Raw genomic sequence first — 22,941 nt, 5'->3', positions numbered from 1 at the left:
TTAAATAGTGCAATATTTTTTATTAACACTACTTTGCATATTTCTTTTTCCTAAGGTAAGTAAACAGGAATCCGAATACTGCTAAAATCACTATTGGTAATCCGACAGTTATAAACTGCGCGGCAGTATAGTTTTCATGAACTTTCTGTGTGTCCAGTAACGGAAGGTTTACATCTTTGCTTCGGATGTTAATAAGTCCTTTGTCATCGAGCAGGTAATTTACGCAGTTCATAAGGAAACCTTTATTGTCATAAAGCACTCCGGTCCATTTATCGTAACCAAGTTCTAAAGGTTCGAAATTTTTATCCAGTTGGTTTTTTGCAATGTCTCCATCAGAAATTACAATCATTTTACCTGCCTTGTCTACTTTTTTAAATGCAGCATCTTTAAACGGAAGTACACGGTTCTCAAATGCTGAATGGAATTTACCTTCAAGTAATACTGCCACAGGAATGAAGCCTTTGCCTGCATAATCTTTAGGGCTTGTCTCTTCTTCAACCATGGAAAGCTTTATCTCTGTAGGAGTACCTATCTTTCTTGAATATTGAGATGATCTTAAAAGTACCGTTTTGTCAATACCATTCTTAAGGGTGTCAATACTGTTAGCGAACTCAAATCGGATACCGTCCATGTTCTTTACGATAGGATTTTTCGAATCTGGATAGATAAATGGAGAGAAACGCCAAGGATATTCCTGAAACTGTGTTTCACTTCCCTGAGCACCTGTAGCCAGTTTGATACGTGTAGCTATCTCATCTTTAACCAGATCGGGATTAAGCCTGATACCATATTTGAAGAACATATCGTTTAGGTTCAAATCACGTGGAAAGGCAAGAGTTACTCCCGTGTCGTTATAAAGGCTGTCCATTTCTATCTGAACGGCATCAACCATCCAAAGGGTTTTGCCCCCTTCAACGATATATTGATCAAGCACCTGTTTTTCCTGTTCCGAAAAAGCTTCAGTTGGTTTTGCGATAACGGCAAGGTCATAACCTTTAAGTTGTCTTAATGTGGCTTCAGGGTTTTTAGCAACAGAATCAAGCGTAAAAGGTGCGATATAGTAACTTTCTCTTATATTCCTGATAAAATCACCTATCTGCCTGTCATTCATTTCGCCATTACCTTTTATTATGGCAACTTTCTTTTCCTTTTCTTTAATTACTTTGTTGATAGCATCGGTTACGGCATATTCAAGATGCTGAACTGAACTCACAACTTTTTCAGCTGTCGAGGCTAAAAGCATATTTTTAAGCAGCGGAAACTTTACGGTTTTCTTTCCGTAATTCGCCATTGCCCAAGGGAATACCAACTCCTGCGATTGCTTACCTTTATCATCTACCGTGACGCTTACAGGTGTCATACCCATTTTGTAAAGCTCCTGTACTGCCTGATCGCGGCCGTCTTCATCCTTAAGCGGATTAGTGAAGTTGAATACTATATTGCTGTTACGCGCGTGAAATTCTTCCAGTAATTGTTTGGTTTCATCCTGTAGTCTTTTGAATTCACCGGGAAACTGGCCTTCAAGAAAAACGTCAATATATAAAGGGTCTTTTACTTCTTCAATGACACTTAGGGTTGCAGGAGAAAGAGTGTAGCGTTTATCCTGTGTAAGGTCAAAACGTTTGTACAAATAGTATCCGCCAAAATTAACTGCAAGCAAGACAATTATAATTGTAAAAAGCTGCTTCAGGTTCTTCTGTTTTACTGTTGGCTGTGGTGTCTGATTAACTGTTTCCATTATCCTTTAAGCGCTTTAAGTTTGTAAACAGTTAACGACAGGAATAATACCGTAATACTAATGAAGTAGATTACATCTCTGGTATCTATTACGCCACGGCTCATGCTTTTAAAATGATAATCCATTCCAAGAGACGAAACAAAGCCTTTAAGGTTGCCTATGTAGTTTGCAACGCCTTCAAATCCGAAATAGAATAGAAAGCACACAAAAACAGATATGATGAATGCTACTATCTGATTGTCGGAAAGGGTAGAGGTAAATACTCCTATAGCTGTATATCCTGCAATCAGGAATAATAAACCAAAATAAGAACCTAGCGTACTCCCCATATCTATATTTCCTTCAGGATTTCCAAAATACGAGATTACCATTACATAAATGATTGTTGGCAGTATGGCTAAAACAATTAATATAAGAGCACCGAAGAACTTACCGTTTACTATTTCCCATACGCTAAGCGGTTTGGTAAATAATAATTCTATAGTTCCCTGTTTTTTTTCATCAGAAAAACTGCGCATGGTTACTGCCGGGATAAGGAAAATTAATATCCAGGGAGATATCGTAAAGAATGGGCTCAAATCGGCAAAGCCACTGTTCAGAATATTAAAATCACCCTCAAACACCCATAAAAACAGGCCGTTGAGCAGCAGGAAAATAGCAATGACCAAATAACCTATCGGCGAACCGAAAAAGGACTTGATCTCACGTAATAACAATGCTTTCATTAATATTTTTTATTTTTTATTCTAAAGTAACCAGTTTATTTACACTCCAGGCTTCAGGCTTTTGGTTAAATAGCTGTTTGGTAAATGCCCAAACCTCTATAAACAATTCTGATTGACGGTATTTCTCAAGATCTGCCTCATCTTCCCAATAGCTATAAGTGAAAAACACGGTAGGGTCGTTCCTGTCCTGATATAATTCTAAGAAACGGTTTCCGGGAAAATTTCGTATTTGTTCCTTAACCTGTTCAAAATTATCAAGAAAGGCCTGGACCTTATCTTCGTAGAATCCCATTTTTACTATGCGTACAAACATACAGTTTTTTATTGTTTTTTTATTTTCGAATTTATTCGGTCTGCAAACTGAATACTGCGACTGATTATTACTTGAAGACTACATTAATTACATCTCTGAACTTTAGCCCCAATAGGGTTGCAGCTGAGCCTACAGTTAGAGGATTACTTCGGTATATTGCAATTTCCAGGAATCCGGCCTCATTGAATATGGCCAGTTTATCACCCTCATAATCTTTTATAGTAAAGTTTTCCCGTACGGTAAAATCGGAGTAGTTTTTACGTACCGACTTTATGGTTTTAGTACTGAATTTAATTTCAAACTCTCTTCCTTTAGCGGTATCGCGTACAAGCTTTTCAGTTACATTGGTTACACAGTTACCAAAGTGATCTATATAAGCGATGTATCCTTTTATAGAGTTTTGGTCGGCAGCTACAATAGGCTGCAGTTCGCTCATTTCTTTTATTTCGGTTATTTCGCGCCCTATAACATTTAACTGTCCGCCTTTGGCAATATGGCAGGCAACAGCGACAAACGCATCCATTTCGGTGGAACCTTCAGGTAGGCGGTCGTGTATGTTTATCTCAACTATTTTTTGAGGAATGATCTTTTGCGTAAGCATGCTAAGGATGCCATTATCGGCACAAATAAAATAGTGATCGTTCCATTGCATGGCAAGATGCCTGTTGTCTTTGGTAAGTTCGGCATCTACGCCAATAAGGTGTACAGTGCCTTTTGGAAAGCTATTGTATGCTGCGCCAACAATATAGCTTGCCTCAGAAACATTAAACAAATCGATGTCGTGGGATATGTCAATAATCTGAGCCTCCTGATAACCGGAAATAATTTTTCCCTTCAAAGCGCCCACAAAATGGTCCTTGAGGCCAAAATCGGTTGTAAGGGTAATTATTGACATAAAATTGTGTAAAACTTTTGCTGAAAACGATGTTTAATTTCACTAAATTTGATTGCAAAGCTAATAATTATAATGCTCATTTCTCTAATTAAAATCAACTGCTTTTGAACGAAAGAATAATTGAACTGACAGACATTGCCCCTAAAGATTTTTGGGGTGCTCAGGATTCACATCTTGAAACGATAAAAAAATATTATCCTAAGCTAAAAATCGTTGCACGCGGAACCACATTAAAAGCATTTGGTGAAAAAGAAATCCTTGACGAGTTCGAAAAACGCTTTAACAGGCTGATGCTGCACTTTACACGCTATAACAACATTGATGACAATGTCATAGAAAGGGTAATTCAAAGCGACTCACAGGTTGAGCAGATGGATCCGAGCGATAAAATACTGGTACACGGAGTAGGTGGCAAGCTGATTAAAGCTCTTACGCCAAACCAACAGTTGCTGGTTGATACTATGGCTAAAAATGACATGGTATTTGCAATAGGTCCTGCGGGTACAGGTAAAACGTATACAGGTGTTGCCCTTGCCGTAAAAGCATTAAAGGAGAAACAGGTTAAAAGAATCATATTAACCCGTCCGGCAGTAGAAGCAGGGGAGAACCTTGGTTTCCTTCCGGGAGACATGAAAGAGAAGCTGGATCCGTATATGCAGCCGTTATATGATGCACTACGTGATATGCTTCCGCCGCAGTCATTAGAGGATTATATACTGAAGGGGATAATCCAGATTGCACCACTTGCTTTTATGAGGGGACGTACGCTTGATAATGCCTATGTAATTCTTGATGAGGCACAAAATACTACGCACTCGCAGATGAAGATGTTCCTTACCCGTATGGGTAAAAACGCCAAATTTATGATAACGGGTGACCCGGGACAGATCGATTTACCGCGTAGTACGACCAGTGGACTGAAAGAAGCATTGCTTATTCTTAAAGACGTAGATGGTATCGGTATCATTTACCTTGATGATAAAGATGTGGTACGTCACCGCCTTGTTAAGAAAGTTATTGAGGCGTACAAGTCGATTGAGCATAGTAATTAAAATTTTAAAATATACTTATAAAAACCTGCAGAAATTTATATTTCTGCAGGTTTACTTTTATTATGATAAATTTTTCAAAGCCAAAGCATCCTTTTTTAATTTTAGCTATTCTGTTATTGTCTCCTATAATTTATCTGATTGTTCGGGAATTATTATTTGAAGATACAGTTGTTGGTACATATGGTATTAATAAAACAATTGGATGGGCATGGGATTTAAGCAATTTTATGCCGGTTGTGTTTGGTTTTTCGGTTATTACAAGTGTTGTGGGATATGGTTTTTTAGTATTGTTTAAGGCCAGAATCAATAGTTGGATAACTATTATTCAAATGCTTTCACTTGTTTTTTTGCTTGTAAGTATTTATTTTGGCTTTTGTACAACCGGTTTGATAATTTCAATTTTGTCGCTGATTTTATTCTTCATAAATGTAGGTTTTGCAATTGCCTGTAAAATGTCTGATAAAAACAAAAGATTAGAACATTAACTTTCTTATTTTTGCATCTTCAAAAAACAATAACTTATAACAGTTTCAATGAATACCATCACAAGCACTGATTTCAATTTTCCGGGGCAAAAATCGGTTTACCGCGGTAAAGTAAGAGAAGTATACAATATTAACGATGAGCTATTGGTAATGGTAGCTACCGACAGGCTTTCGGCTTTTGACGTAGTTATGCCAAAAGGTATTCCTTACAAAGGGCAGATACTGAACCAGATCGCTACTAAATTTATGCGCCTTACCGAAGATGTAGTGCCTAACTGGCTTATCGATACTCCGGATCCGAATGTTGCCGTAGGTCACCTTTGTGAGCCATTTAAAGTAGAGATGGTTATCCGTGGATACCTTTCAGGTCACGCTGCCCGCGAGTATAAAGCTGGTAAAAGGGTATTGTGTGGTGTGGAACTTGTTGAAGGACTGAAAGAGAATGATAAATTTCCTTCTCCGATAATCACGCCTACAACCAAGGCTGATAATGGTGAGCATGATATGGATATCTCTCGCGAAGATATTTTAGCTAACGGTATTGTTTCTGAAGAAGATTATTTAGTACTTGAGAAATATACACGTGCTCTTTTCCAAAGAGGTACTGAGATTGCTGCTTCAAGAGGGCTTATCCTTGTTGATACCAAATATGAATTCGGTAAGACTAAAGACGGCAAGATAGTTCTTATTGACGAGATCCATACACCGGATTCTTCCCGTTATTTCTATGCTGAAGGTTACCAACAGCGTCAGAACAATAATGAAGAGCAGAAACAGCTTTCTAAAGAATTTGTTCGCCAGTGGCTTATCGCTAACGGTTTTCAGGGTAAAGAAGGACAACAAATTCCTGAAATGACCGATGAATACATCGAGACAGTATCTGAAAGATACATCGAATTGTACGAAAATATCATAGGAGAGAAGTTTGCTAAAGCTGATATTTCTAATATCAATGAAAGAATTGAAAAAAATGTTCTAGCATTCCTAAATAAATAATTTCTCATTAAAATATTTGTAACCGCCTTATTTTTAAGGCGGTTTTTTTATTTATATATGCAAGCATAGTAAGTTTATAATTGTTAAAATTTTGTTAATTTTAAAAACCGCTGTAACGTTTTCCGTGTTATGCTCGTCTATTATTTTAAACGGTCTCATCAACCGGTTAATTAAAAATAATCATCAAATCAAATTCAATCAATCATGAAAAAAGCGATCATTTATTCAGGCCTGGCTATTGTATTAGCGTTTACTAATGTATCAATGGCAAACAATGCAGAAAGTACTTCAACAGCAGTAACAAGGGAGTACAAAGTGACCACACCGCTTGGTGTAGCAATTTCTAAAGGTGATGTTGCAACCGTAAAAAAAATGTTAGAGTACGGAGCGTCAGTACATGAAAAATGTAATGGTATGACTCCACTAATGATTGCGGCACGTTACAACCAGTCAGAAATCATTACTCTATTGCTGGAAAAGGGCGCTAATGTAAAAGATAAAGATGAAAAAGGTCTAACAGCCTTAAAGCATGCTGAAGCATCTAATGCTAAAGAAGCTGTTGCTTTGTTAAAGCAGGCAAATGCCTAATTCGTTTTTAACGTAATGAAAAAAAAGCATCCGCTGGAGCGAATGCTTTTTTTTATGCTTTGAAGTAAGAGAAAGTTTCTTCGTTTTCTATGTTGAGCAGCGCTTCGTAGATTAGCCTGATTACATTCTCGACATCGTCTCTGTGAACCATTTCTACAGTGGTATGCATATAGCGTAACGGAAGTGAAATCAAGGCAGATGCAACACCGCCGTTGCTGTAGGCGAAAGCGTCGGTATCGGTACCTGTAACACGGGATGATGCCAATCTTTGGAATGGAATTTCGTTCTTATTAGCTGTATCGATAATAAGTTCTCTCAGGTTATTTTGTACAGCCGGAGCGTAGGTAATAACCGGACCTTTTCCTATCTGAGTTTCACCTTCGATGCGTTTATCGATCATTGGCGTAGTGCTGTCATGGCACACATCGGTTACGATGGCAACATTTGGGCGGATGGTTTTAGTGATCATCTCGGCCCCACGAAGTCCAACTTCCTCCTGAACGGAATTGGTTATATATAGTCCGAAAGGAAGTTTCTTTTTGTTTTCATGGAGTAGTCGGGCTACTTCAGCAATCATAAAGCCACCTATACGGTTATCAATGGCACGGCAAACGAATTTATTTTCGTTTAGGATCATAAAGTCGTCAGGGTAGGTGATCACGCAGCCAACATGTACGCCAAGAGCTTCAACTTCTTCTTTGGTTGAGCAACCAAGGTCGATAAAGATGGTTTCAAGTTTAGCGCCTTCTTCTTTTCCTCGCTGACGTGTGTGAATTGCAGGCCATCCGAAAACTCCTTTTACAATGCCTTTTTTGGTATGGATATTGACTCTTTTAGAAGGAGCAATCATGTGGTCTGAACCGCCATTACGTATAACATAAATTAGCCCGTTTTCCGTTATGTAATTTACATACCATGATATTTCATCACTGTGGCCCTCAATTACTACTTTGTAAGGAGCGTCAGGGTTTATTATACCCACAGCAGTGCCATAGGTATCTGTTATAAAAGTATCAACGTAAGGCTTTAAGTAATCCATCCATATCTTTTGGCCTTCAGATTCATAACCTGTAGGTGAAGGGTTGTTTAGATATTGCTCAAGGAAAGATAATGATGTATCGTTTAATATAGATTTAGAAGACATAAATTAATTTTTGGCTAAAATATAAATTAGATTACAGAGTTGCGTATTATTGTATACATTTGAAGTAAAATTTTTAATAAATGAAAGCACAGATTTGCTTGCTCTTCCTGTTTTTGTCAAGTATGACTGTAAGTGCTCAGATTGCTGAGAAGGATACTATAAATGATCCTGAACTGGATTCTATAGCATTTAACATGCAGATGCCTGAACTGGTCATATCCAATGTTAAGGACAGTATTTCTGTGGATGAGCGAAAAAAACTTGCGCTTTTAAAAAGAAGAACGCTTAAAGTATATCCTTATGCTAAAACTGCTGCTGATAAGCTCACCATGCTTAATAACAATCTGGCAAAGCTAAAGACAGAAAAGGAGAAAAAAAAATACGCTAAAATCGTTGAGAATTATCTCGAAAATGAATTTGAAGACAGGCTTAAGAAATTGACAAGGTCTGAAGGGCAAATATTAGTTAAACTCATTTACAGGCAAACCGGTACAAGTACTTTCGACTTAATTAAAGAACATAAAAGCGGATGGAAAGCTTTTTGGTCTAATCGTATAGCCCATATGTTTAATATTGATCTTAAGAGGGGGTATAGCCCGTCAACAATAGCTGAGGATTATCATATTGAAGGCTTTTTATTGCAGGCTTTTAAAGAACACAGATTACAACGACAGGATCCGGCTTTTTCAATAGATTACATAGCTATAACTAAAAACTGGAGGCAAAAGAAAAAAGATAACTTATAAAAATAAGCCGGTTTTATCCGTTTTTTTTATAAGTTATCATTAGAGGTGTTAATTTTTTTAATTTTTCTGAGTAGGGAATTTCTTCAATGGTTTGTTTTATAGAATGTCGAACCATTAAAACCTTATTATGAAAAAGAAACTACTTTTTTTTGCTATTATTCTTTTTACAGTGGTAAAAGGATTTTCTCAGACGGAAGCTTATCCTGCCCCGAGTATCAATCAATGCGGCAACGAAGTATTTGATCTTACTTTACAAACACCTATTATTTTAGGGAATCAGGATCCGGAAATTTTTACAGTCACTTATTACCTAACACAGGCAGACGCAGCAGCTAATACAAATCCTATATTGAACCCTGCTGCCTTTGTTTCACCTATGCAGCAAACTATTTTTGCAAAAGTAGTAAACACCGATGATGATTCTTCGGCAATTACAGTTTTCCAAATTAGCTGGGTGTCAGGAATTTTTGTTCCGGATTTACCGGATGTTTCCGGATGCAACTCATACGAACTTCCTTTTATAGAAGTTGGACAATATTATTCATCTCCTGGCGGTGTTAACGAAATTCCTTTTGGTACTGTGATTACTCAGACACAGGTTGTTTATGTTTACAAAGAAAATGATTTTGGATGCTCAGACGAATCAAATTTTACTGTAACGATTATTCCGACGCCAAATTTTAATGCTCCACAACCAATAACAGGTTGTTTAATGAATAACGATGGTAGTGCTATCTATGATCTTACACCAGCAATTGCTCAGGTTACAGCTGGTACTACAGGGTATACGTGTACATTTCACCAAACACAGGCAGCTGCTGAATTTGGTGTAAATGCTATAGTAAATCCTCAGAGTTATAACAGTATTACTGGCGTTGTTTATATTTCTGTAGTTCAAACAGGAACAGTGAGTAATTGCCGTTGGGTAGCTCCAATTGAATTAATTGCAATTGAGTGTAATGGAAATACAATTACGGGATTTGCATCACTAAATTTTGATAATGACTGTGATACTTTTGAAGCAGCTGCTTCAGGTATACCCGTTTATTTGACTCATAATAATGATGTATACATCACTTACACAAATGCAGATGGTTATTACCATTTTGATAATGTTCCGGATGGAGATAATTCAGTTTACGTAATAGCTGATGCGAATAGTACAGTGTCACCATTGAATTACTCTGTTGTTATGCCGACGGAAGCTAATGAGAAAAACTTCTGTATTACACCACAATTCGAAGCGGTGAATGATGTGGCAGTTACACTTTTCCCTATTACTGCTGCTCGCCCGGGTTTCCCTGCAAGTTATGTTCTTTTTTATCAGAATATGGGTACTGTAACTCAAAACGGCAGTATAACGCTTCAGTTTGATGCGAATAACTTAAACTTCACAAATGCTCTTCCAGCAATGACACAATCAGGTAATATGCTTACACTTGATTATGTTAACCTTTATCCGTTCCAGAGTAAAATAGCAATAGTGAATTTTACTGTAAATGTACCTCAAATTACATCTGCAGGAACTATTTTAAATTTTACAGCTAATATTACTCCGCTTACAGGTGATGTTAATCCAGTTGATAACACATCTGTTTTAAGCCAGACCGTTATTAATTCTTACGATCCTAATGATATTGCTGTTCGCGAAGGTGAGTTTATTACAGAAGCACAAACAAACGATTATCTTAATTATACTATACGCTTTCAGAATATGGGTACAGCAAATGCTGAAAATGTGAGGGTAGTGGTTGGTCTTGATGAAAACCTTGACTGGTCAACATTCCAGGCAGTATCAGCAACTGATGAATTTACAGTAAAACACACAGGAAATGAAGTTGAGTTTATGTTTACAGGTATTGATCTTGCTTTCGAGAATGAAGCAACAGGTATAGTACCTGAAAGCAACGGACACATTATTTACAGAATCAAACCAAAAACAAGTGTTACAGTTGGTGATTCTATGTCTGCACAGGCTGATATCTATTTTGATTTCAATGATCCTATAACAACTAACGAAGTTACTACAACAGTACAGAATGTTTTAGGTACAGGAGAAAAGAACATCAGTCTGTTTAAGGTTTATCCTAACCCTGCATCAGAGAGTGTAAATCTTCACCTTCCAAATAATGAAGCTAATGGATTTGAAGTTTCGGTTATTGATATGCTTGGTAAAACGGTTCTGAAAAACAGTTACATCACTAATGAAGTAAGCTTAAATATAGCAGCGTTAAATTCAGGAGTGTATTTTATAAGTATAACTTCTAATGGTAAGCATCAGGTTAAGAAACTTATCATAAAATAAGGGTAATAAAATGAAAAAAAGCCGCATTTATGCGGCTTTTTTTGCTATTTAGAGGTTTTCTTCTCTTCGGCCTTTTGTTTTTTGTAAAAAGGTATCATATAAGAAACCGTATAATTTATTCCGGCGCCAAAACTTCCTTCATAAGTTCTGTTAAAGCCAGGTATATAAAGATTGTCAAAGTTATCAGGTTTTGTTTCCGCCAGCAGCATGTTCAGTCGTACACTAAAGCCTAAATAAAGGTTTTTTACGACTTCGGCTTTCAGTCCGCCAACAACTTCTGCCCAGTGTGCTGTAAGTCCTGAATAGTTCTCATTTGGATACAGAGTCACATCGGGGAAATAGTCTGTTGTGTCGTATATGGTATATGAATTAAGATTTTGGCTAAAAGTAGCAAAACCATAGCGCATACCTATATATATCATATTTTGCATTTCGAGCCAGTTTTCATACACATTGTAATCAAAACCAACTTTTAGATAGCTTCCTTTTGTGGTGAAGTTTAACTGATCATCATCTACAGTAAAATCTACAGTTCCAAGTTCAGCAGCGGCATACATTTTATTTGTTACCCTGTAATCTGCAACAAGTTCCAAACCTGAAAACCCATCTTCATATAGGGAACGTGCAGGTCTGTAAAGGTCGGCACCAATACGTATACCGTATTTTTCTGTTTTAGCAGGCTGGACTTTATTGATAGTATCCGTTGGTTTTTTATCCTGTCCGTAGCCCGAAAATGTAAACAGCAATAAAAGGCTAAAAATAGATTTTGACATGTACTTCATTTTCGTTTTCTATGTATGGAGTAACTACTTCGGGATTTCCTTCAATAAATAGTCTTGTATCAGCATCTGTAACTGATGGATTAGGATTACCATTTGATGCTGGTATAAGGGTAAATGTTGTTTTATACCCGCATGCACGAGAAACATAAGTTGTCTGACGAGTATACTTAATAGTAAGATAATCAGTATTACTGACTTTTATGCCATTGGATGTTGTGTTGTATTGTAAAGCCCATGTAACTTCATCCTGGTCCGTTCTCAGCGGTAGTGTAATTTTGCTAACACTGCTAGAAGAATTTGCAGGTAAAATTTCGTTTGTACCTAATACGTAATATTTAAAATTACTAACGCTTTTTGTTTCAGTCTGAGTTTCTTTATCGTAGAATTCAACTACCAATCCAGGTGTGGTAGGAGTATCTTCTGAACAGATGTCATCTTTCTCACAACTAAGGAGATAGACTGAAAAGGCAAGTAATACGGCTATAGAAGCTATTAATCTTTTCATATAGGCTGTGCCTGTGTTATATTATCGTTTTTCCAAAAGTACAACATTTTCCACATGATGCGTTTGCGGAAACATATCAACAGGGCGTACTCTCGTAACTTTGTATTTTTCGTCCATCAGAGCAAGGTCACGTGCCTGCGTTGCAGAATTACAGCTTACATAAACCACCTTTTCAGGGGCAATTTGTAAAATTTGGTCTACCACATCTTTATGCATACCATCACGTGGTGGGTCGGTAATGATAACGTCCGGCCTTCCGTGAGTATTTATGAATTCATCATTGAAAACAACTTTCATGTCACCAACAAAGAACTCACAATTAGTAATATTATTACGTTTTGCATTTTCTTTTGCATCGGCAATTGCTTCTGGTACTGCTTCAACACCAATAACTTTTCGAGCTTTTTTAGAAACGAACTGAGCAATAGTTCCTGTTCCGGTGTAAAGGTCATAAACAAGTTCATTTCCTGTAAGTCCGGCGAACTCGCGTGTTATGCTATACAGTTCATAAGCTTGGTCTGAATTCGTTTGATAGAACGATTTAGCATTGATACTAAATTTAAGGCCTTCCATTTCTTCAAGGATATAGTCACGTCCTTTGAAGAGAATTATATCCTGATCGTAAAGCGTATCATTAGCTTTACTGTTTATTACATATTGAAGTGACGTGATTTGAGGGAAACGCTCATTAAGGTAATTTAAAAGCAGCTCTCTTTTTTCTTTATCATCTTCAAAGAACTGAATAAGTACCATGATCTCGCCAGTTGATGCTGTACGAATCATTAATGTACGTAACAAACCTTCATGATTACGGGGATTGAAGAAACTCAATCCGTTTGCATTAGCAAATTCCCTTACGCTGTTACGGATATCATTACTGGGATCTTCCTGAAGACTACAGTGGGTTATATCAAGAATTTTATCCCATGCTTTAGGGATATGGAATCCAAGAGCATTAGCGTCGGAAATTTCTACACCGCTATCAACTTCTTCCTGAGTTTTCCATCGAGCGTTAGAAAACGAGAATTCCATCTTATTACGGTAAAACAGCTGTTTTTCTGAACCTAATATTGGTTCAAAATCGGGTAGTTCTATTTTTCCAATGCGTTTTAGGTTATTGTAAACCTCCTGGTTTTTGTAAAATAGCTGTTGAGAATACTGCATGTTTTGCCATTTGCATCCTCCGCATGAACCAAAATGACTGCAAACAGGATCAATTCTGTGTTCCGAATATTGATGGAATTTCACGGCTCTTCCTTCATAATACGACTTTTTCTTTTTAAAAGTCTGTATGTCTACAACATCTCCAGGAACCACGTTGGGTATAAAAATTACTTTTCCATCCGGAGCTTTAGCTACCGATACACCTTTAGCACCTGCGTCAAGTACTGTAATATTGTCAAATACGATCTTATCTGTCTTCTTTCTTCCCATGGCGCAAAAATAAGGTATTATTACAAAAAACAGGATACATTTGTTGTAATCTCATTAAACAAAAAAATATTATGAACAGGTATTTGGCTCTTTTGCGTGGAATTAATGTTAGTGGTAAGAATATCATTAAAATGGAAAGTCTAAGAACATTGATGGAAAATAATGGCTTTAAAAGTGTTAAGACTTACATTCAGAGTGGAAATGTAGTATTTGAGAGCGATGAAAAATCAAAAGACAAACTGAAAAATAATTTATCCGGTCTTATAAAAGATGAGTATGGTTTTGATATCACCGTATTCATAATTAATAAAAATGAACTCGAAACAAGTATTGATAGTAATCCTTTTACAGAACGGAGAGAAGAGGAACCTTCCGGATTTAAAAAACTATATGTTACTTTTCTTTCGGATATTCCAACGTCTGAAAATATAGAGAAGCTACTTCAGGCTCCTATTGGCAATGATTTGATTGAGATAGTTGATAACATTCTTTATTTTAAATTAGAATCGAAAGCATCAGACTCAAAGCTTTCAAATAATCTCATAGAAACAAAATTAAAATTAAAGGCAACTACCCGTAACTGGAATACAACATTGAAGTTGTTGTCTATGATGGAGTAATTTTTGTTTTAAAATTTTGTTAAATACCCCATAATTACTCATTTATTTGAGTAATTTAGGAAAACCAATTCAAACATATTCTGATGAAAAGAAACGCTACGGCCGTTTGGTCAGGCTCCCTGAAAGAAGGCGGAGGAAAAATTACTACGCAAAGTAATGTACTGAGCAATACTCAATATTCTTTTAAGACTCGTTTTGAAGATGGTATCGGTACCAACCCTGAAGAGTTGGTAGCTGCAGCACATGCCGGATGTTTTACTATGCAATTGACAGCATACATCAATGAAGCCGGTTATAATGTAGCTTCAATTGAAACAAAATGTGATATAGATTTCCAAAACGGAAGTATTGTTGGTTCTCATTTATCAGTTCTTGCAAGAATTGACGATATTGACACCGATGTATTTCAGCAGCTTGTAAAAAAGGCAGAATCTAATTGTCCTATTTCAAGGTTACTGAATACAGCTATCACATCAAACGCAACATTAGTACGGAGTTAAGTTTATTTTTGATTTCATATGAGGCCCCTTATGGGGCCTTTTTTCATTGCGATAATTTATATCTTTGAATTACTAAATCTCAGCCATGAATCGTTTTGACAGGATAACCGCAATATTAATACAGCTTCAGTCTAAAAAAGTGGTAAAGGCACAGGACCTCGCCGATAGGTTTGGCACCAGCCTGCGTACCATTTATCGTGATATACGCACCCTTGAAGAAGCCGGAGTTCCGTTGTATGGAGAAGCGGGGATAGGATATTCAATTGTTGACGGGTATAGATTGCCGCCTGTAATGTTTACGCAGGAAGAAGCCATCGCTTTTGTTACGGCAGAAAAACTTATGGGTAAGTTTACCGATAGTGCGCTAAATACTAATTTCAGTTCGGCAATGTATAAGATTAAAGCTGTTTTACGGGGAACTGAAAAAGACCTTGTGGAAAACCTTGAAGAGCAGATTCTGGTAATAGAAAGGCCAAAAAACAGCACACCTCCGGCCAATATTCTTGATGTATTACTCAAATCTATAGCTGAAAAGAAAGTCGTAAAAATGATATATAAAGCATTTGGCAATGATAATAGTGAGAGACATATTGAACCGATAGGTGTTTTTCATGAGCACGAGAACTGGTATACTATCGGCTTTTGCCATTTGAGACAGGAATACAGGCAGTTTCGACTTGACAGGGTTATTGAAATTAAATTGACCGATCAGCCTCAGGAGGAACGTGCTTCCTTAAAAGAATTTCAACAAACACAAGAGGCTATCAGAGCTGGATTTAAGGTTCAGAAAGCAGTTATTCGCTTTGATAAAAGTATAGCGATATACCTGCAGGACCGACGCCATTATTTTGGTTTTGTTTCAGAGGTGGTTACCGATGATTATGTAGAGATGACTTTTCTATCACAATCGTTAGAAGAAGGACTTGCCCGGTGGTTTATAATGTTCGCAGACAAAGGTGAAATTATTGAACCACAAAATTTAAAAGACGCAGTTGCTAGGCTTTTAAATACAATGATGAAAAAAAATCAGGTTTCGGAAAATCTGCTGACATAGGGTTGTCATAAACCATGATTTAATTTGTACTGTAAACAAATTAAATCAATCAATTATGGAACTTATTAAACTATTACAGAAAGAAATGGAGCAGGAAGCAGCAACAACCCGAAAAATGCTTAGCCTTGTCCCTGTAGAAAAATTTGACTGGCAACCTCATCCAAAAAGTATGACAATGAAGCGTCTTGCTTCTCATATTGCCGAGTTACCCGGTTGGGTTGAAATGGCAATAACTACAGATGGGCTTGATTTTGAAAATAATCCTTATCAGCCATACGATGTTACGTCTAATGAGGAGTTGCTAACCTTTTTTGAGGAATCGCTTAAAAAAGGTAAAGAGGCTTTAGCTAATGCTGATGTAAATACTTTTAGTAAAGAATGGGTATTGCGTAGTGGCAATCAGGTTTATAGTAGAGACAGCAAATATGAAGTGATAAGAATGGCATATTCACAGATTATCCATCACAGAGCTCAGCTTGGGGTATATTTACGATTACTTGATATTCCATTGCCGGGAAGTTATGGCCCATCTGCAGATGATATGACTTTTTAAGACATTGATAAAAAACCTCATTTTAAACTAAATGAGGTTTTTTATTTGCGTTTAATTCAGATTAAATCGGCGATAATTTTATTTTTAGTAATTTGCAGGCTAATTGGATGATTTCTCTCCACAAGAAGGAATTGCTGTTTGACAAACAAAAAATAAAAAAGCAATGTCAGTTTTAGAAAAATTAAGCTCAGCGGAAGCTATAGCTTTAGAGGACAAGTATGGAGCACATAACTATCATCCACTTCCTGTTGTGCTTAGCAGGGGAGAAGGTGTGAATGTATGGGATGCAGAAGGGAAAAAATATTACGATTTCTTATCGGCTTATTCAGCAGTAAATCAGGGGCATTGCCATCCCAAGATTGTAAATGCAATGATAAGTCAGGCAAAGACACTTACGCTAACTTCACGAGCTTTTTATAATGATCAGTTAGGGAAGTATGAAGAGTTTGTAACGAAATACTTTGGCTTTGATAAAGTATTGCCAATGAATACCGGTGCTGAAGCTGTTGAAACGGCTATAAAACTTTGTCGCAAATGGGCTTACGAGAAAAAAGGTATTGCAGAGCAGGAAGCTAAAATTATAGTTTGTGAGAATAACTTCCATGGAAGGACTACTACTATTATTTCTTTTTCTAATGATGAGAATGCAAGGAAAAACTTTGGGCCTTATACAGCAGGGTTTATAAAAATCCCTTATGATGATATATCGGCTTTAGAGAATGTTCTTAAATCTGAAAAAAATATTGCAGGTTTCCTTGTTGAGCCTATTCAGGGTGAGGCGGGTGTTTATGTTCCTGCCGAAGGTTATCTTTCCAAAGCAAAACAACTTTGTAAAGAAAACAATGTATTATTCATTGCAGATGAAGTTCAGACAGGTATTGCCCGTACGGGTAAACTATTAGCGGTTCATCATGAAAATGTCCAGCCTGATGTCCTAATTTTAGGTAAAGCGCTTTCAGGAGGTGCTTACCCTGTTTCGGCAGTATTGGCTAATGATGATATCATGAATGTTATAAAGCCGGGTCAGCATGGTTCTACTTTTGGCGGTAATCCGGTTGCTGCAGCTGTAGCTATTGCTGCTCTTGAGGTAATTGAAGAGGAAAAACTTGCCGAGAATGCTGAGGCTATGGGTGTATTGTTCAGACAAAAAATTAATGAATACATTGCTACAAGTAATATAGTTACACTTGTCAGAGGTAAAGGATTGCTTAATGCTATTGTCATAAATGATACTGAAGAGAGTTCCACAGCATGGGATATTTGTGTGAGCCTGAAAGAAAACGGCCTCTTAGCAAAGCCAACTCATGGTAATATTATACGTTTTGCCCCACCATTAGTGATGAATGAAGAGCAACTTTTAGATTGTGTATCTATCATTACCAAAACGCTTAAGGCTTTTGAAAAATAATTAACCAATTTAAATATCGATGGATTACAATTCACAATCACAATTTGAATCATTTGAGCTTCAGTTTACAAAACAGGCACAAGACTATTATCATCAAACCGCTAAATGGGCAACTTTTCTGTCAATCATAGGTTTTATAGCAACAGGCTTTATGGTAATTTTTGCTCTTGTCATGTTTGCTATAGGGGGGGCTATGGCTTCAACCATGGCAAATAACCCTATGGCAGGAATGTTTTCAGGAGGAATGTTAGGCGGATTTTATCTTTTGTTTGCAATTATTAATTTCTTTCCTGCATTGTATATGTTCCGATTTGCATCAAAAGCTAAGGCTGCACTTTCTGAAAACAGTACAACTACGCTTACAGATTCTTTTGAGAATTTAAAATCATATTATAAGTTTACCGGATTAGCGGTAATCATTATGATATCAATTTATATTTTATTCTTTTTTGGTCTGATTGTAGCAGGAATGTCTTCTGCGTTCTAGACAGATTTAAAACAAATACAGATCCCGGCTTTTTAGTCGGGATTTTATTTAAAAGGATTCTCCAATCCTAAAATAAATACCGCTATCTTTTTTTCCAATGGCGTAGTCAATGCCAATATTTATTTTTTGTGATGGTATCGCTTTAAAGCGAATTCCTGCGCCGCCTGCCGGTAGTGCACCGCTTGATGGGTTGCCGGTAAATGCCATGCCAAAAAAGCCCACAGCTCCCCAACGCCTGTAAAAGTTCCATCGGTATTCTGATTGTACTGAATATACCTGATTCCCTCTATATTTGCCTTCAGTATATCCGCGGATGTCTTTTCCACCTACTGTGTGCTGACCAAAAAACGGAACAGTTCCCATGCCTGAAAAAATACTGGCACGATTTGCCAATACCATTCGGTTATTAATTTTCCAATAGTAGTTAGAATAAGCCCGTATAGAATGAAAACTTTCCTTGCTTCCCAGCCATTCGGAATTTGCTACATAAGTTATGGCAGCCTTCCATCCTTGTTCGGGGTAGTATACATCATCTCTTGTGTCATACATGAATGAAATGCCCAAACCATTTGCATTGGCAATACTATCTATTCCTGTTTCAAAATGAGTTTTACTGTGTTGAAATTTTATGATTCCTCCACCATAAAAGTGTGGTACAATTTGCCTCATTACCCTAAAAGCTGCAAATTCTGTAATGTTACTATAGTCCACAAAACCTTCTTCTCCTTCATTTGAAGACTCATAATATTGAAAATTGATGTTTCCAAAACCTATTCCCGCCGTTACCCTCCATTTGTCCTCATCGAGGTATAACTGTGAAAAAAGTGTAATAAACCAGGTCTTATTTTCACTGAAACCTCCACCCAATCCGGCTATGCTTGCGGGAGAAATAGTGTCTTTTTTGTTTAGATTAAAAAAAGCCATACTATTTAACCCAACAATAGAACCATAAGCATCATTGTAACTAACTATTGGTATACCAGTAATGTCAAATTTCTTCTTAATGCTGTCGTTAACTTTTTCCTGGGCATTAAGAACAGTGCCTATGAGCAGGACAAAACAAAACAATGCATTTTTCATCTTGATAGGTTGTGGATTACTCAAAGATAATTAACAAGCGGTTACATATTGTTGTTCAATGAGTTTCAAATTATAAACTGAAACAGAATTGTATAGTTTTTTGTGCTAAACTTGGTTCATATTATAAAATGAATCATGAATTAATGTTTTAAGAGTCTTTGATTGATTAATCTTACTTAATTTAGTGAGCCTAATAATCAGATATTGTATAGCATATTTAAAAATATGACAGGAAAGCTACACTATATTGTTTGCATTAGTTTTATAATGTTGAGTTCATCTTCTAAAGCTCAAAGTGAAGTTCTGAATCAGATTTGGAATGAATATGCTTTTACCCAGGATCTGAGCAAAAACTGGGTGGTTGAGTTAGATGGTGGATTAACCTCAAGTAGCTTTCCGGATAATAATAATTATTTCAGCAGGATTATTCAGGTTTACTTTAGAGGATGGGCACATTATTATCCGGGTAAAAGGTGGAAAGTATCGTTTTTTTATGCGCACTATTTTAATAAAAATGTACCTGAACTCAATCAAAGTGATGCTCCTGAGTATAGATTTGCATTTCAGGTAACCTATAACCTCCTTAAACACCATAGGATAAATATAAACCTCAGAGGGAGACTGGAAGACAGGAATATTAAAAATGAGGAACTTACGTTTGAATCCGTTGAGAGACTAAGGCTACAGGCGAAAGCTGTTTATCCTTTAAATGGGCCTAAGGTTGATAAACGTATAGTATATGCTTTTTTGTCTGATGAAGTTTTTTTAAAAACGAAAAGTGATGTAAGTGGAAAGGATATCTTTGACAGAAACAGGCTAACAGCCGGATTAGGTTATCCTGTTACAGATAAATTTCAGTTAGAGCTTTCTTATGCCAATGAATTTTTACCCCGAAGTGGTGGTAATAAACTTTACAATGCTATTCAGTTAAATGTTGTTTTAATTAATCTTTTCTCTAAAGCTGAAAAGCCGTTTAAACGTGAAAAAACCGAAGTTGATGAAGCTGCACCATCCGGAGGAGGGTCATAAAATAAGTAACCGTAAATGCGAAATAGTAGTTTTCTAATGTAAATATTGGTTTATTATCTGTTATTAAGTCATAAATTTCATATAAAATTTTACATTAAAAAACCCATTTTAAATTTTTGGTTTAAAATGGGTTGTTGTATTTATTTTGTATGTTTTACAAGTCAAATCTGTCAAGGTTCATTACTTTATTCCATGCCGAAATAAAATCTTTCACAAATTTGTCTTTAGCATCAGAACTACCATATACTTCTGCAATTGCCCTGAGTTCAGAATGGGAGCCAAAAACAAGATCGGCACGGGTTCCTACCCATTTAACAGCTCCGGATTTACGATCATTACCAACATAAAGTTCTTTATCCTCAGAAGTTGATTTCCACTCTGTATTCATATCCAGAAGATTTACAAAGAAATCATTTGTAAGCTGACCCGGCCTTGTGGTAAATACTCCATTTTTAGAGCCGTCATAATTGGTGTCTAGCACTCTGAGACCACCTATTAAAACAGTTAATTCAGATGGGGTAAGTGTAAGAAGGTTTGCCTTATCAATTAATAGTTTTTCGGTTGATACCGGTAGATTTGGTTTTCGATAGTTTCTGAAACCATCAGCTTTAGGTTCAAGATAACCAAATGATTCTGCATCGGTCATTTCCTGAGAGGCATCCATACGACCAGGGGTAAAGGGAACTATAGCTGAATGTCCTGCATCTTTTGCAGCTTTCTCAACTCCGGCACAACCGGCAAGTATAATTAAATCTGCTAATGAGATCTTTTTGTTTCCTCCCTGAGAAGTATTAAAGTCTTGTTGAATGCTTTCAAGTTTAGATAGTACCTTTTGCAATTGAGTAGGATTATTTGCTTTCCAGCTTCTTTGTGGCTCTAATCGAATACGTGCGCCATTGGCTCCGCCACGTTTATCCGATCCGCGGAACGTAGAAGCTGCTGCCCATGCTGTAGAAACTAATTCTGAAATGCTTAAACCTGATTCAAGTACTTTTGTTTTTAGAGCAGCTGTATCATTATCATTAATCAATTCATGATTAACTTCAGGAATGGGATCTTGCCATAATAAGATTTCCTGAGGTACATCAGGACCCAGATAACGTGCTCGAGGCCCCATGTCACGGTGTGTTAGCTTAAACCACGCTCTGGCAAAGGCATCGGCAAACTGATCGGGGTTTTCAAGGAATCGTCGTGATATTTTTTCGTATGCCGGATCAAATCGTAACGATAGATCTGTAGTAAGCATAGTGGGTAGATGTTTCTTTGAGCTATCATAAGCGTCAGGAATTATCGCCTCAGCATTTTTAGCGACCCATTGATGTGCACCAGCGGGGCTTTTTGTGAGTTCCCATTCAAAGGCAAAAAGATTTTCGAAGAAGTTATTGCTCCATTGTGTAGGAGTTTTGGTCCAGGTTACTTCAAGGCCACTGGTAATGGTATCAGGACCTTTTCCGGATCGATAATTATTATGCCAGCCAAATCCCTGCATTTCCAGTCCTGCAGCTTCGGGCTCTTTACCTACATTGTCTGAAGGGGCTGCTCCGTGAGTTTTACCAAAAGTATGTCCACCGGCGATTAATGCCACGGTTTCTTCATCATCCATAGCCATACGGCCAAATGTATCTCGAATATCTTTTGCAGCTTTAATAGGGTCAGGGTTACCATCCGGGCCTTCAGGGTTTACATAGATAAGTCCCATTTGAACTGCTGCCAATGGATTTTCAAGATTACGGCTATGGATATCACCATCTGCATTATCATCTGACGAAACAACACCATGATCTTTAGGAACTCCGTCTGAACCATGAGCATAACGAATATCACCACCTAACCATTCTTTTTCAGATCCCCAATAAACATCTTCCTCCGCTTCCCAAACGTCGGCACGCCCTCCGGCAAAGCCAAATGTTTTGAATCCCATGGACTCGAGGGCAATGTTTCCGGTTAGAATCATTAAATCTGCCCAAGATATTTTATTGCCATATTTTTGCTTGATCGGCCAAAGCAATCTTCTGGCCTTATCAAGACTAACATTATCAGGCCAACTGTTTAGAGGTGCGAAACGCTGTTGTCCAGCACCGGCACCTCCACGACCATCACCAACACGATATGTACCCGCACTATGCCAAGCCATACGTATGAATAGGCCGCCATAATGGCCAAAATCTGCAGGCCACCAATCCTGTGAATCGGTCATTAAAGCGTGTAGATCTTTCTTTACAGCTTCAAGATCCAGGCTTTTAAATGCTTCGGCATAATTAAAAGCTTCTCCCATAGGATCTGATAAAGAAGAGTGTTGTCTTAGGATGTTTAATTTTAACTGGTCAGGCCACCAATCACTGTTTTTTGTACCACCATTATTAACAGCCTGTTTAAGAGTACCGTTGTGAAAGGGACATTTACTTACATCGTTTGATTCGTCTTTCATATCTTACTGGTTTAATATTGTTTGTGTTGAGTATCTTATAACACTAAAATTAAGATTTTGATTTGGAATATCAT

The 22,941-nt window shown here is 37.1% G+C and carries 23 protein-coding genes; 13 read left to right on the top strand and 10 right to left on the bottom strand.

What is annotated here, in order from left to right:
* Nucleotides 1-28: 28 nt before the first annotated feature.
* The 4 genes from gldG to DEU42_RS09135 all read right to left on the bottom strand — a co-directional run bounded on the left by gldG (nucleotide 29) and on the right by DEU42_RS09135 (nucleotide 3,671).
* Nucleotides 29-1,738, bottom strand: coding sequence for a gliding motility-associated ABC transporter substrate-binding protein GldG (gldG, locus tag DEU42_RS09150; protein ID WP_114757993.1), 1,710 nt, complete (start codon nucleotides 1,736-1,738; stop codon nucleotides 29-31).
* A complete protein-coding gene (gene gldF / locus DEU42_RS09145) occupies nucleotides 1,738-2,463 on the bottom strand; it encodes a gliding motility-associated ABC transporter permease subunit GldF (protein WP_114757992.1) in 726 nt (241 codons plus the stop codon). Before gldF ends, gldG begins: the two co-directional genes overlap by 1 nt.
* Nucleotides 2,464-2,479: 16 nt before the next feature.
* Nucleotides 2,480-2,776, bottom strand: coding sequence for a putative quinol monooxygenase (locus DEU42_RS09140; RefSeq protein ID WP_114757991.1), 297 nt, complete (start codon nucleotides 2,774-2,776; stop codon nucleotides 2,480-2,482).
* Between the two features lie 67 nt (nucleotides 2,777-2,843).
* Complete coding sequence (locus DEU42_RS09135; RefSeq protein WP_114757990.1) at nucleotides 2,844-3,671, bottom strand: S-adenosyl-l-methionine hydroxide adenosyltransferase family protein; 828 nt, start codon at nucleotides 3,669-3,671, stop codon at nucleotides 2,844-2,846.
* A 104-nt stretch (nucleotides 3,672-3,775) separates the two neighbouring features.
* Here DEU42_RS09135 and DEU42_RS09130 point away from each other — a divergent pair, with 104 nt between their 5' ends.
* The 4 genes from DEU42_RS09130 to DEU42_RS09115 all read left to right on the top strand — a co-directional run bounded on the left by DEU42_RS09130 (nucleotide 3,776) and on the right by DEU42_RS09115 (nucleotide 6,792).
* Nucleotides 3,776-4,723, top strand: coding sequence for a PhoH family protein (locus tag DEU42_RS09130; protein ID WP_114757989.1), 948 nt, complete (start codon nucleotides 3,776-3,778; stop codon nucleotides 4,721-4,723).
* Nucleotides 4,724-4,785: 62 nt separating this feature from the next.
* Entirely contained in the window at nucleotides 4,786-5,208 is a 423-nt protein-coding gene (locus tag DEU42_RS09125; RefSeq protein WP_114757988.1) for a hypothetical protein, read from the top strand.
* Between the two features lie 48 nt (nucleotides 5,209-5,256).
* A complete protein-coding gene (locus DEU42_RS09120) occupies nucleotides 5,257-6,204 on the top strand; it encodes a phosphoribosylaminoimidazolesuccinocarboxamide synthase (RefSeq protein ID WP_114757987.1) in 948 nt (315 codons plus the stop codon).
* 204 nt (nucleotides 6,205-6,408) lie between these two features.
* A complete protein-coding gene (locus DEU42_RS09115; protein ID WP_114757986.1) occupies nucleotides 6,409-6,792 on the top strand; it encodes an ankyrin repeat domain-containing protein in 384 nt (127 codons plus the stop codon).
* Between the two features lie 52 nt (nucleotides 6,793-6,844).
* On the opposite strand, the gene DEU42_RS09110 is transcribed toward DEU42_RS09115, so the two are convergent.
* Entirely contained in the window at nucleotides 6,845-7,936 is a 1,092-nt protein-coding gene (locus tag DEU42_RS09110; protein ID WP_114757985.1) for a M42 family metallopeptidase, read from the bottom strand.
* Nucleotides 7,937-8,016: 80 nt separating this feature from the next.
* Here DEU42_RS09110 and DEU42_RS09105 point away from each other — a divergent pair, with 80 nt between their 5' ends.
* Both DEU42_RS09105 and DEU42_RS09100 read left to right on the top strand, forming a co-directional pair.
* Entirely contained in the window at nucleotides 8,017-8,682 is a 666-nt protein-coding gene (locus DEU42_RS09105) for a DUF4294 domain-containing protein (RefSeq protein WP_114757984.1), read from the top strand.
* A gap of 127 nt (nucleotides 8,683-8,809) precedes the next feature.
* On the top strand, nucleotides 8,810-10,987 hold the full coding sequence (locus tag DEU42_RS09100; RefSeq protein WP_114757983.1) for a T9SS type A sorting domain-containing protein: 2,178 nt from the start codon (nucleotides 8,810-8,812) through the stop codon (nucleotides 10,985-10,987).
* 44 nt (nucleotides 10,988-11,031) lie between these two features.
* On the opposite strand, the gene DEU42_RS09095 is transcribed toward DEU42_RS09100, so the two are convergent.
* From DEU42_RS09095 to rlmD, 3 genes are read right to left on the bottom strand one after another with little or no spacing between them, the layout of a single operon-like run.
* Nucleotides 11,032-11,760, bottom strand: a complete 729-nt coding sequence (locus DEU42_RS09095) for a DUF6048 family protein (protein WP_114757982.1) — start codon at nucleotides 11,758-11,760, stop codon at nucleotides 11,032-11,034.
* Nucleotides 11,741-12,274, bottom strand: a complete 534-nt coding sequence (locus DEU42_RS09090; RefSeq protein ID WP_114757981.1) for a DUF6452 family protein — start codon at nucleotides 12,272-12,274, stop codon at nucleotides 11,741-11,743. The genes DEU42_RS09095 and DEU42_RS09090 overlap by 20 nt, the downstream gene beginning before the upstream one ends.
* Before the next feature lie 21 nt (nucleotides 12,275-12,295).
* A complete protein-coding gene (rlmD, locus tag DEU42_RS09085) occupies nucleotides 12,296-13,708 on the bottom strand; it encodes a 23S rRNA (uracil(1939)-C(5))-methyltransferase RlmD (RefSeq protein WP_114757980.1) in 1,413 nt (470 codons plus the stop codon).
* 71 nt (nucleotides 13,709-13,779) lie between these two features.
* On the opposite strand from rlmD, the gene DEU42_RS09080 reads away from it, so the two are divergent.
* The 6 genes from DEU42_RS09080 (at nucleotide 13,780) to DEU42_RS09055 (ending at nucleotide 18,330) form a co-directional block, all read left to right on the top strand.
* Nucleotides 13,780-14,328: a DUF1697 domain-containing protein gene (locus tag DEU42_RS09080; protein WP_114757979.1), complete on the top strand. Its 549-nt coding sequence runs from the start codon at nucleotides 13,780-13,782 to the stop codon at nucleotides 14,326-14,328.
* Between the two features lie 83 nt (nucleotides 14,329-14,411).
* Nucleotides 14,412-14,828, top strand: coding sequence for an OsmC family protein (locus DEU42_RS09075; RefSeq protein ID WP_114757978.1), 417 nt, complete (start codon nucleotides 14,412-14,414; stop codon nucleotides 14,826-14,828).
* Nucleotides 14,829-14,913: 85 nt separating this feature from the next.
* Entirely contained in the window at nucleotides 14,914-15,882 is a 969-nt protein-coding gene (locus DEU42_RS09070) for a helix-turn-helix transcriptional regulator (protein WP_114757977.1), read from the top strand.
* A 55-nt stretch (nucleotides 15,883-15,937) separates the two neighbouring features.
* Nucleotides 15,938-16,435, top strand: coding sequence for a DinB family protein (locus DEU42_RS09065; protein WP_114757976.1), 498 nt, complete (start codon nucleotides 15,938-15,940; stop codon nucleotides 16,433-16,435).
* A 163-nt stretch (nucleotides 16,436-16,598) separates the two neighbouring features.
* A complete protein-coding gene (gene rocD / locus DEU42_RS09060; RefSeq protein WP_114757975.1) occupies nucleotides 16,599-17,843 on the top strand; it encodes an ornithine--oxo-acid transaminase in 1,245 nt (414 codons plus the stop codon).
* A gap of 19 nt (nucleotides 17,844-17,862) precedes the next feature.
* A complete protein-coding gene (locus DEU42_RS09055; RefSeq protein ID WP_114757974.1) occupies nucleotides 17,863-18,330 on the top strand; it encodes a DUF5362 family protein in 468 nt (155 codons plus the stop codon).
* 48 nt (nucleotides 18,331-18,378) lie between these two features.
* On the opposite strand, the gene DEU42_RS09050 is transcribed toward DEU42_RS09055, so the two are convergent.
* Entirely contained in the window at nucleotides 18,379-19,410 is a 1,032-nt protein-coding gene (locus tag DEU42_RS09050) for a BamA/TamA family outer membrane protein (RefSeq protein WP_114757973.1), read from the bottom strand.
* Between the two features lie 225 nt (nucleotides 19,411-19,635).
* Between DEU42_RS09050 and DEU42_RS09045 the strand changes: the two genes are divergently transcribed.
* Entirely contained in the window at nucleotides 19,636-20,439 is an 804-nt protein-coding gene (locus DEU42_RS09045; RefSeq protein WP_114757972.1) for a DUF2490 domain-containing protein, read from the top strand.
* Between the two features lie 154 nt (nucleotides 20,440-20,593).
* Here DEU42_RS09045 and katG read toward each other — a convergent pair whose 3' ends face one another.
* A complete protein-coding gene (katG, locus tag DEU42_RS09040; RefSeq protein WP_114757971.1) occupies nucleotides 20,594-22,867 on the bottom strand; it encodes a catalase/peroxidase HPI in 2,274 nt (757 codons plus the stop codon).
* Between the last annotated feature and the right edge of the window lie 74 nt (nucleotides 22,868-22,941).

Origin of the sequence: Flavobacterium sp. AG291, from assembly GCF_003350375.1 — a bacterium.
GTDB classification, from domain to species: domain Bacteria; phylum Bacteroidota; class Bacteroidia; order Flavobacteriales; family Flavobacteriaceae; genus Flavobacterium; species Flavobacterium suzhouense.
Note: the sequence above shows the minus strand (reverse complement) of the source record. Positions and strands in the feature narration are given on the sequence as shown.

Excerpts from the sequence above, each read along its gene's own strand:
- DEU42_RS09075 (WP_114757978.1), top strand. The coding sequence starts at position 14,412 with ATGAAAAGAAACGCTACGGCCGTTTGGTCAGGCTCCCTGAAAGAAGGC.
- DEU42_RS09090 (WP_114757981.1), bottom strand. The coding sequence starts at position 12,274 with ATGAAAAGATTAATAGCTTCTATAGCCGTATTACTTGCCTTTTCAGTC.
- gldF (WP_114757992.1), bottom strand. The coding sequence starts at position 2,463 with ATGAAAGCATTGTTATTACGTGAGATCAAGTCCTTTTTCGGTTCGCCG.
- katG (WP_114757971.1), bottom strand. The coding sequence starts at position 22,867 with ATGAAAGACGAATCAAACGATGTAAGTAAATGTCCCTTTCACAACGGT.
- DEU42_RS09065 (WP_114757976.1), top strand. The coding sequence starts at position 15,938 with ATGGAACTTATTAAACTATTACAGAAAGAAATGGAGCAGGAAGCAGCA.
- DEU42_RS09140 (WP_114757991.1), bottom strand. The coding sequence starts at position 2,776 with ATGTTTGTACGCATAGTAAAAATGGGATTCTACGAAGATAAGGTCCAG.
- DEU42_RS09055 (WP_114757974.1), top strand. The coding sequence starts at position 17,863 with ATGGATTACAATTCACAATCACAATTTGAATCATTTGAGCTTCAGTTT.
- DEU42_RS09110 (WP_114757985.1), bottom strand. The coding sequence starts at position 7,936 with ATGTCTTCTAAATCTATATTAAACGATACATCATTATCTTTCCTTGAG.
- DEU42_RS09050 (WP_114757973.1), bottom strand. The coding sequence starts at position 19,410 with ATGAAAAATGCATTGTTTTGTTTTGTCCTGCTCATAGGCACTGTTCTT.
- DEU42_RS09120 (WP_114757987.1), top strand. The coding sequence starts at position 5,257 with ATGAATACCATCACAAGCACTGATTTCAATTTTCCGGGGCAAAAATCG.
- DEU42_RS09100 (WP_114757983.1), top strand. The coding sequence starts at position 8,810 with ATGAAAAAGAAACTACTTTTTTTTGCTATTATTCTTTTTACAGTGGTA.
- rocD (WP_114757975.1), top strand. The coding sequence starts at position 16,599 with ATGTCAGTTTTAGAAAAATTAAGCTCAGCGGAAGCTATAGCTTTAGAG.
- rlmD (WP_114757980.1), bottom strand. The coding sequence starts at position 13,708 with ATGGGAAGAAAGAAGACAGATAAGATCGTATTTGACAATATTACAGTA.
- DEU42_RS09095 (WP_114757982.1), bottom strand. The coding sequence starts at position 11,760 with ATGTCAAAATCTATTTTTAGCCTTTTATTGCTGTTTACATTTTCGGGC.
- DEU42_RS09080 (WP_114757979.1), top strand. The coding sequence starts at position 13,780 with ATGAACAGGTATTTGGCTCTTTTGCGTGGAATTAATGTTAGTGGTAAG.
- gldG (WP_114757993.1), bottom strand. The coding sequence starts at position 1,738 with ATGGAAACAGTTAATCAGACACCACAGCCAACAGTAAAACAGAAGAAC.
- DEU42_RS09115 (WP_114757986.1), top strand. The coding sequence starts at position 6,409 with ATGAAAAAAGCGATCATTTATTCAGGCCTGGCTATTGTATTAGCGTTT.
- DEU42_RS09135 (WP_114757990.1), bottom strand. The coding sequence starts at position 3,671 with ATGTCAATAATTACCCTTACAACCGATTTTGGCCTCAAGGACCATTTT.
- DEU42_RS09045 (WP_114757972.1), top strand. The coding sequence starts at position 19,636 with ATGACAGGAAAGCTACACTATATTGTTTGCATTAGTTTTATAATGTTG.
- DEU42_RS09070 (WP_114757977.1), top strand. The coding sequence starts at position 14,914 with ATGAATCGTTTTGACAGGATAACCGCAATATTAATACAGCTTCAGTCT.
- DEU42_RS09125 (WP_114757988.1), top strand. The coding sequence starts at position 4,786 with ATGATAAATTTTTCAAAGCCAAAGCATCCTTTTTTAATTTTAGCTATT.
- DEU42_RS09105 (WP_114757984.1), top strand. The coding sequence starts at position 8,017 with ATGAAAGCACAGATTTGCTTGCTCTTCCTGTTTTTGTCAAGTATGACT.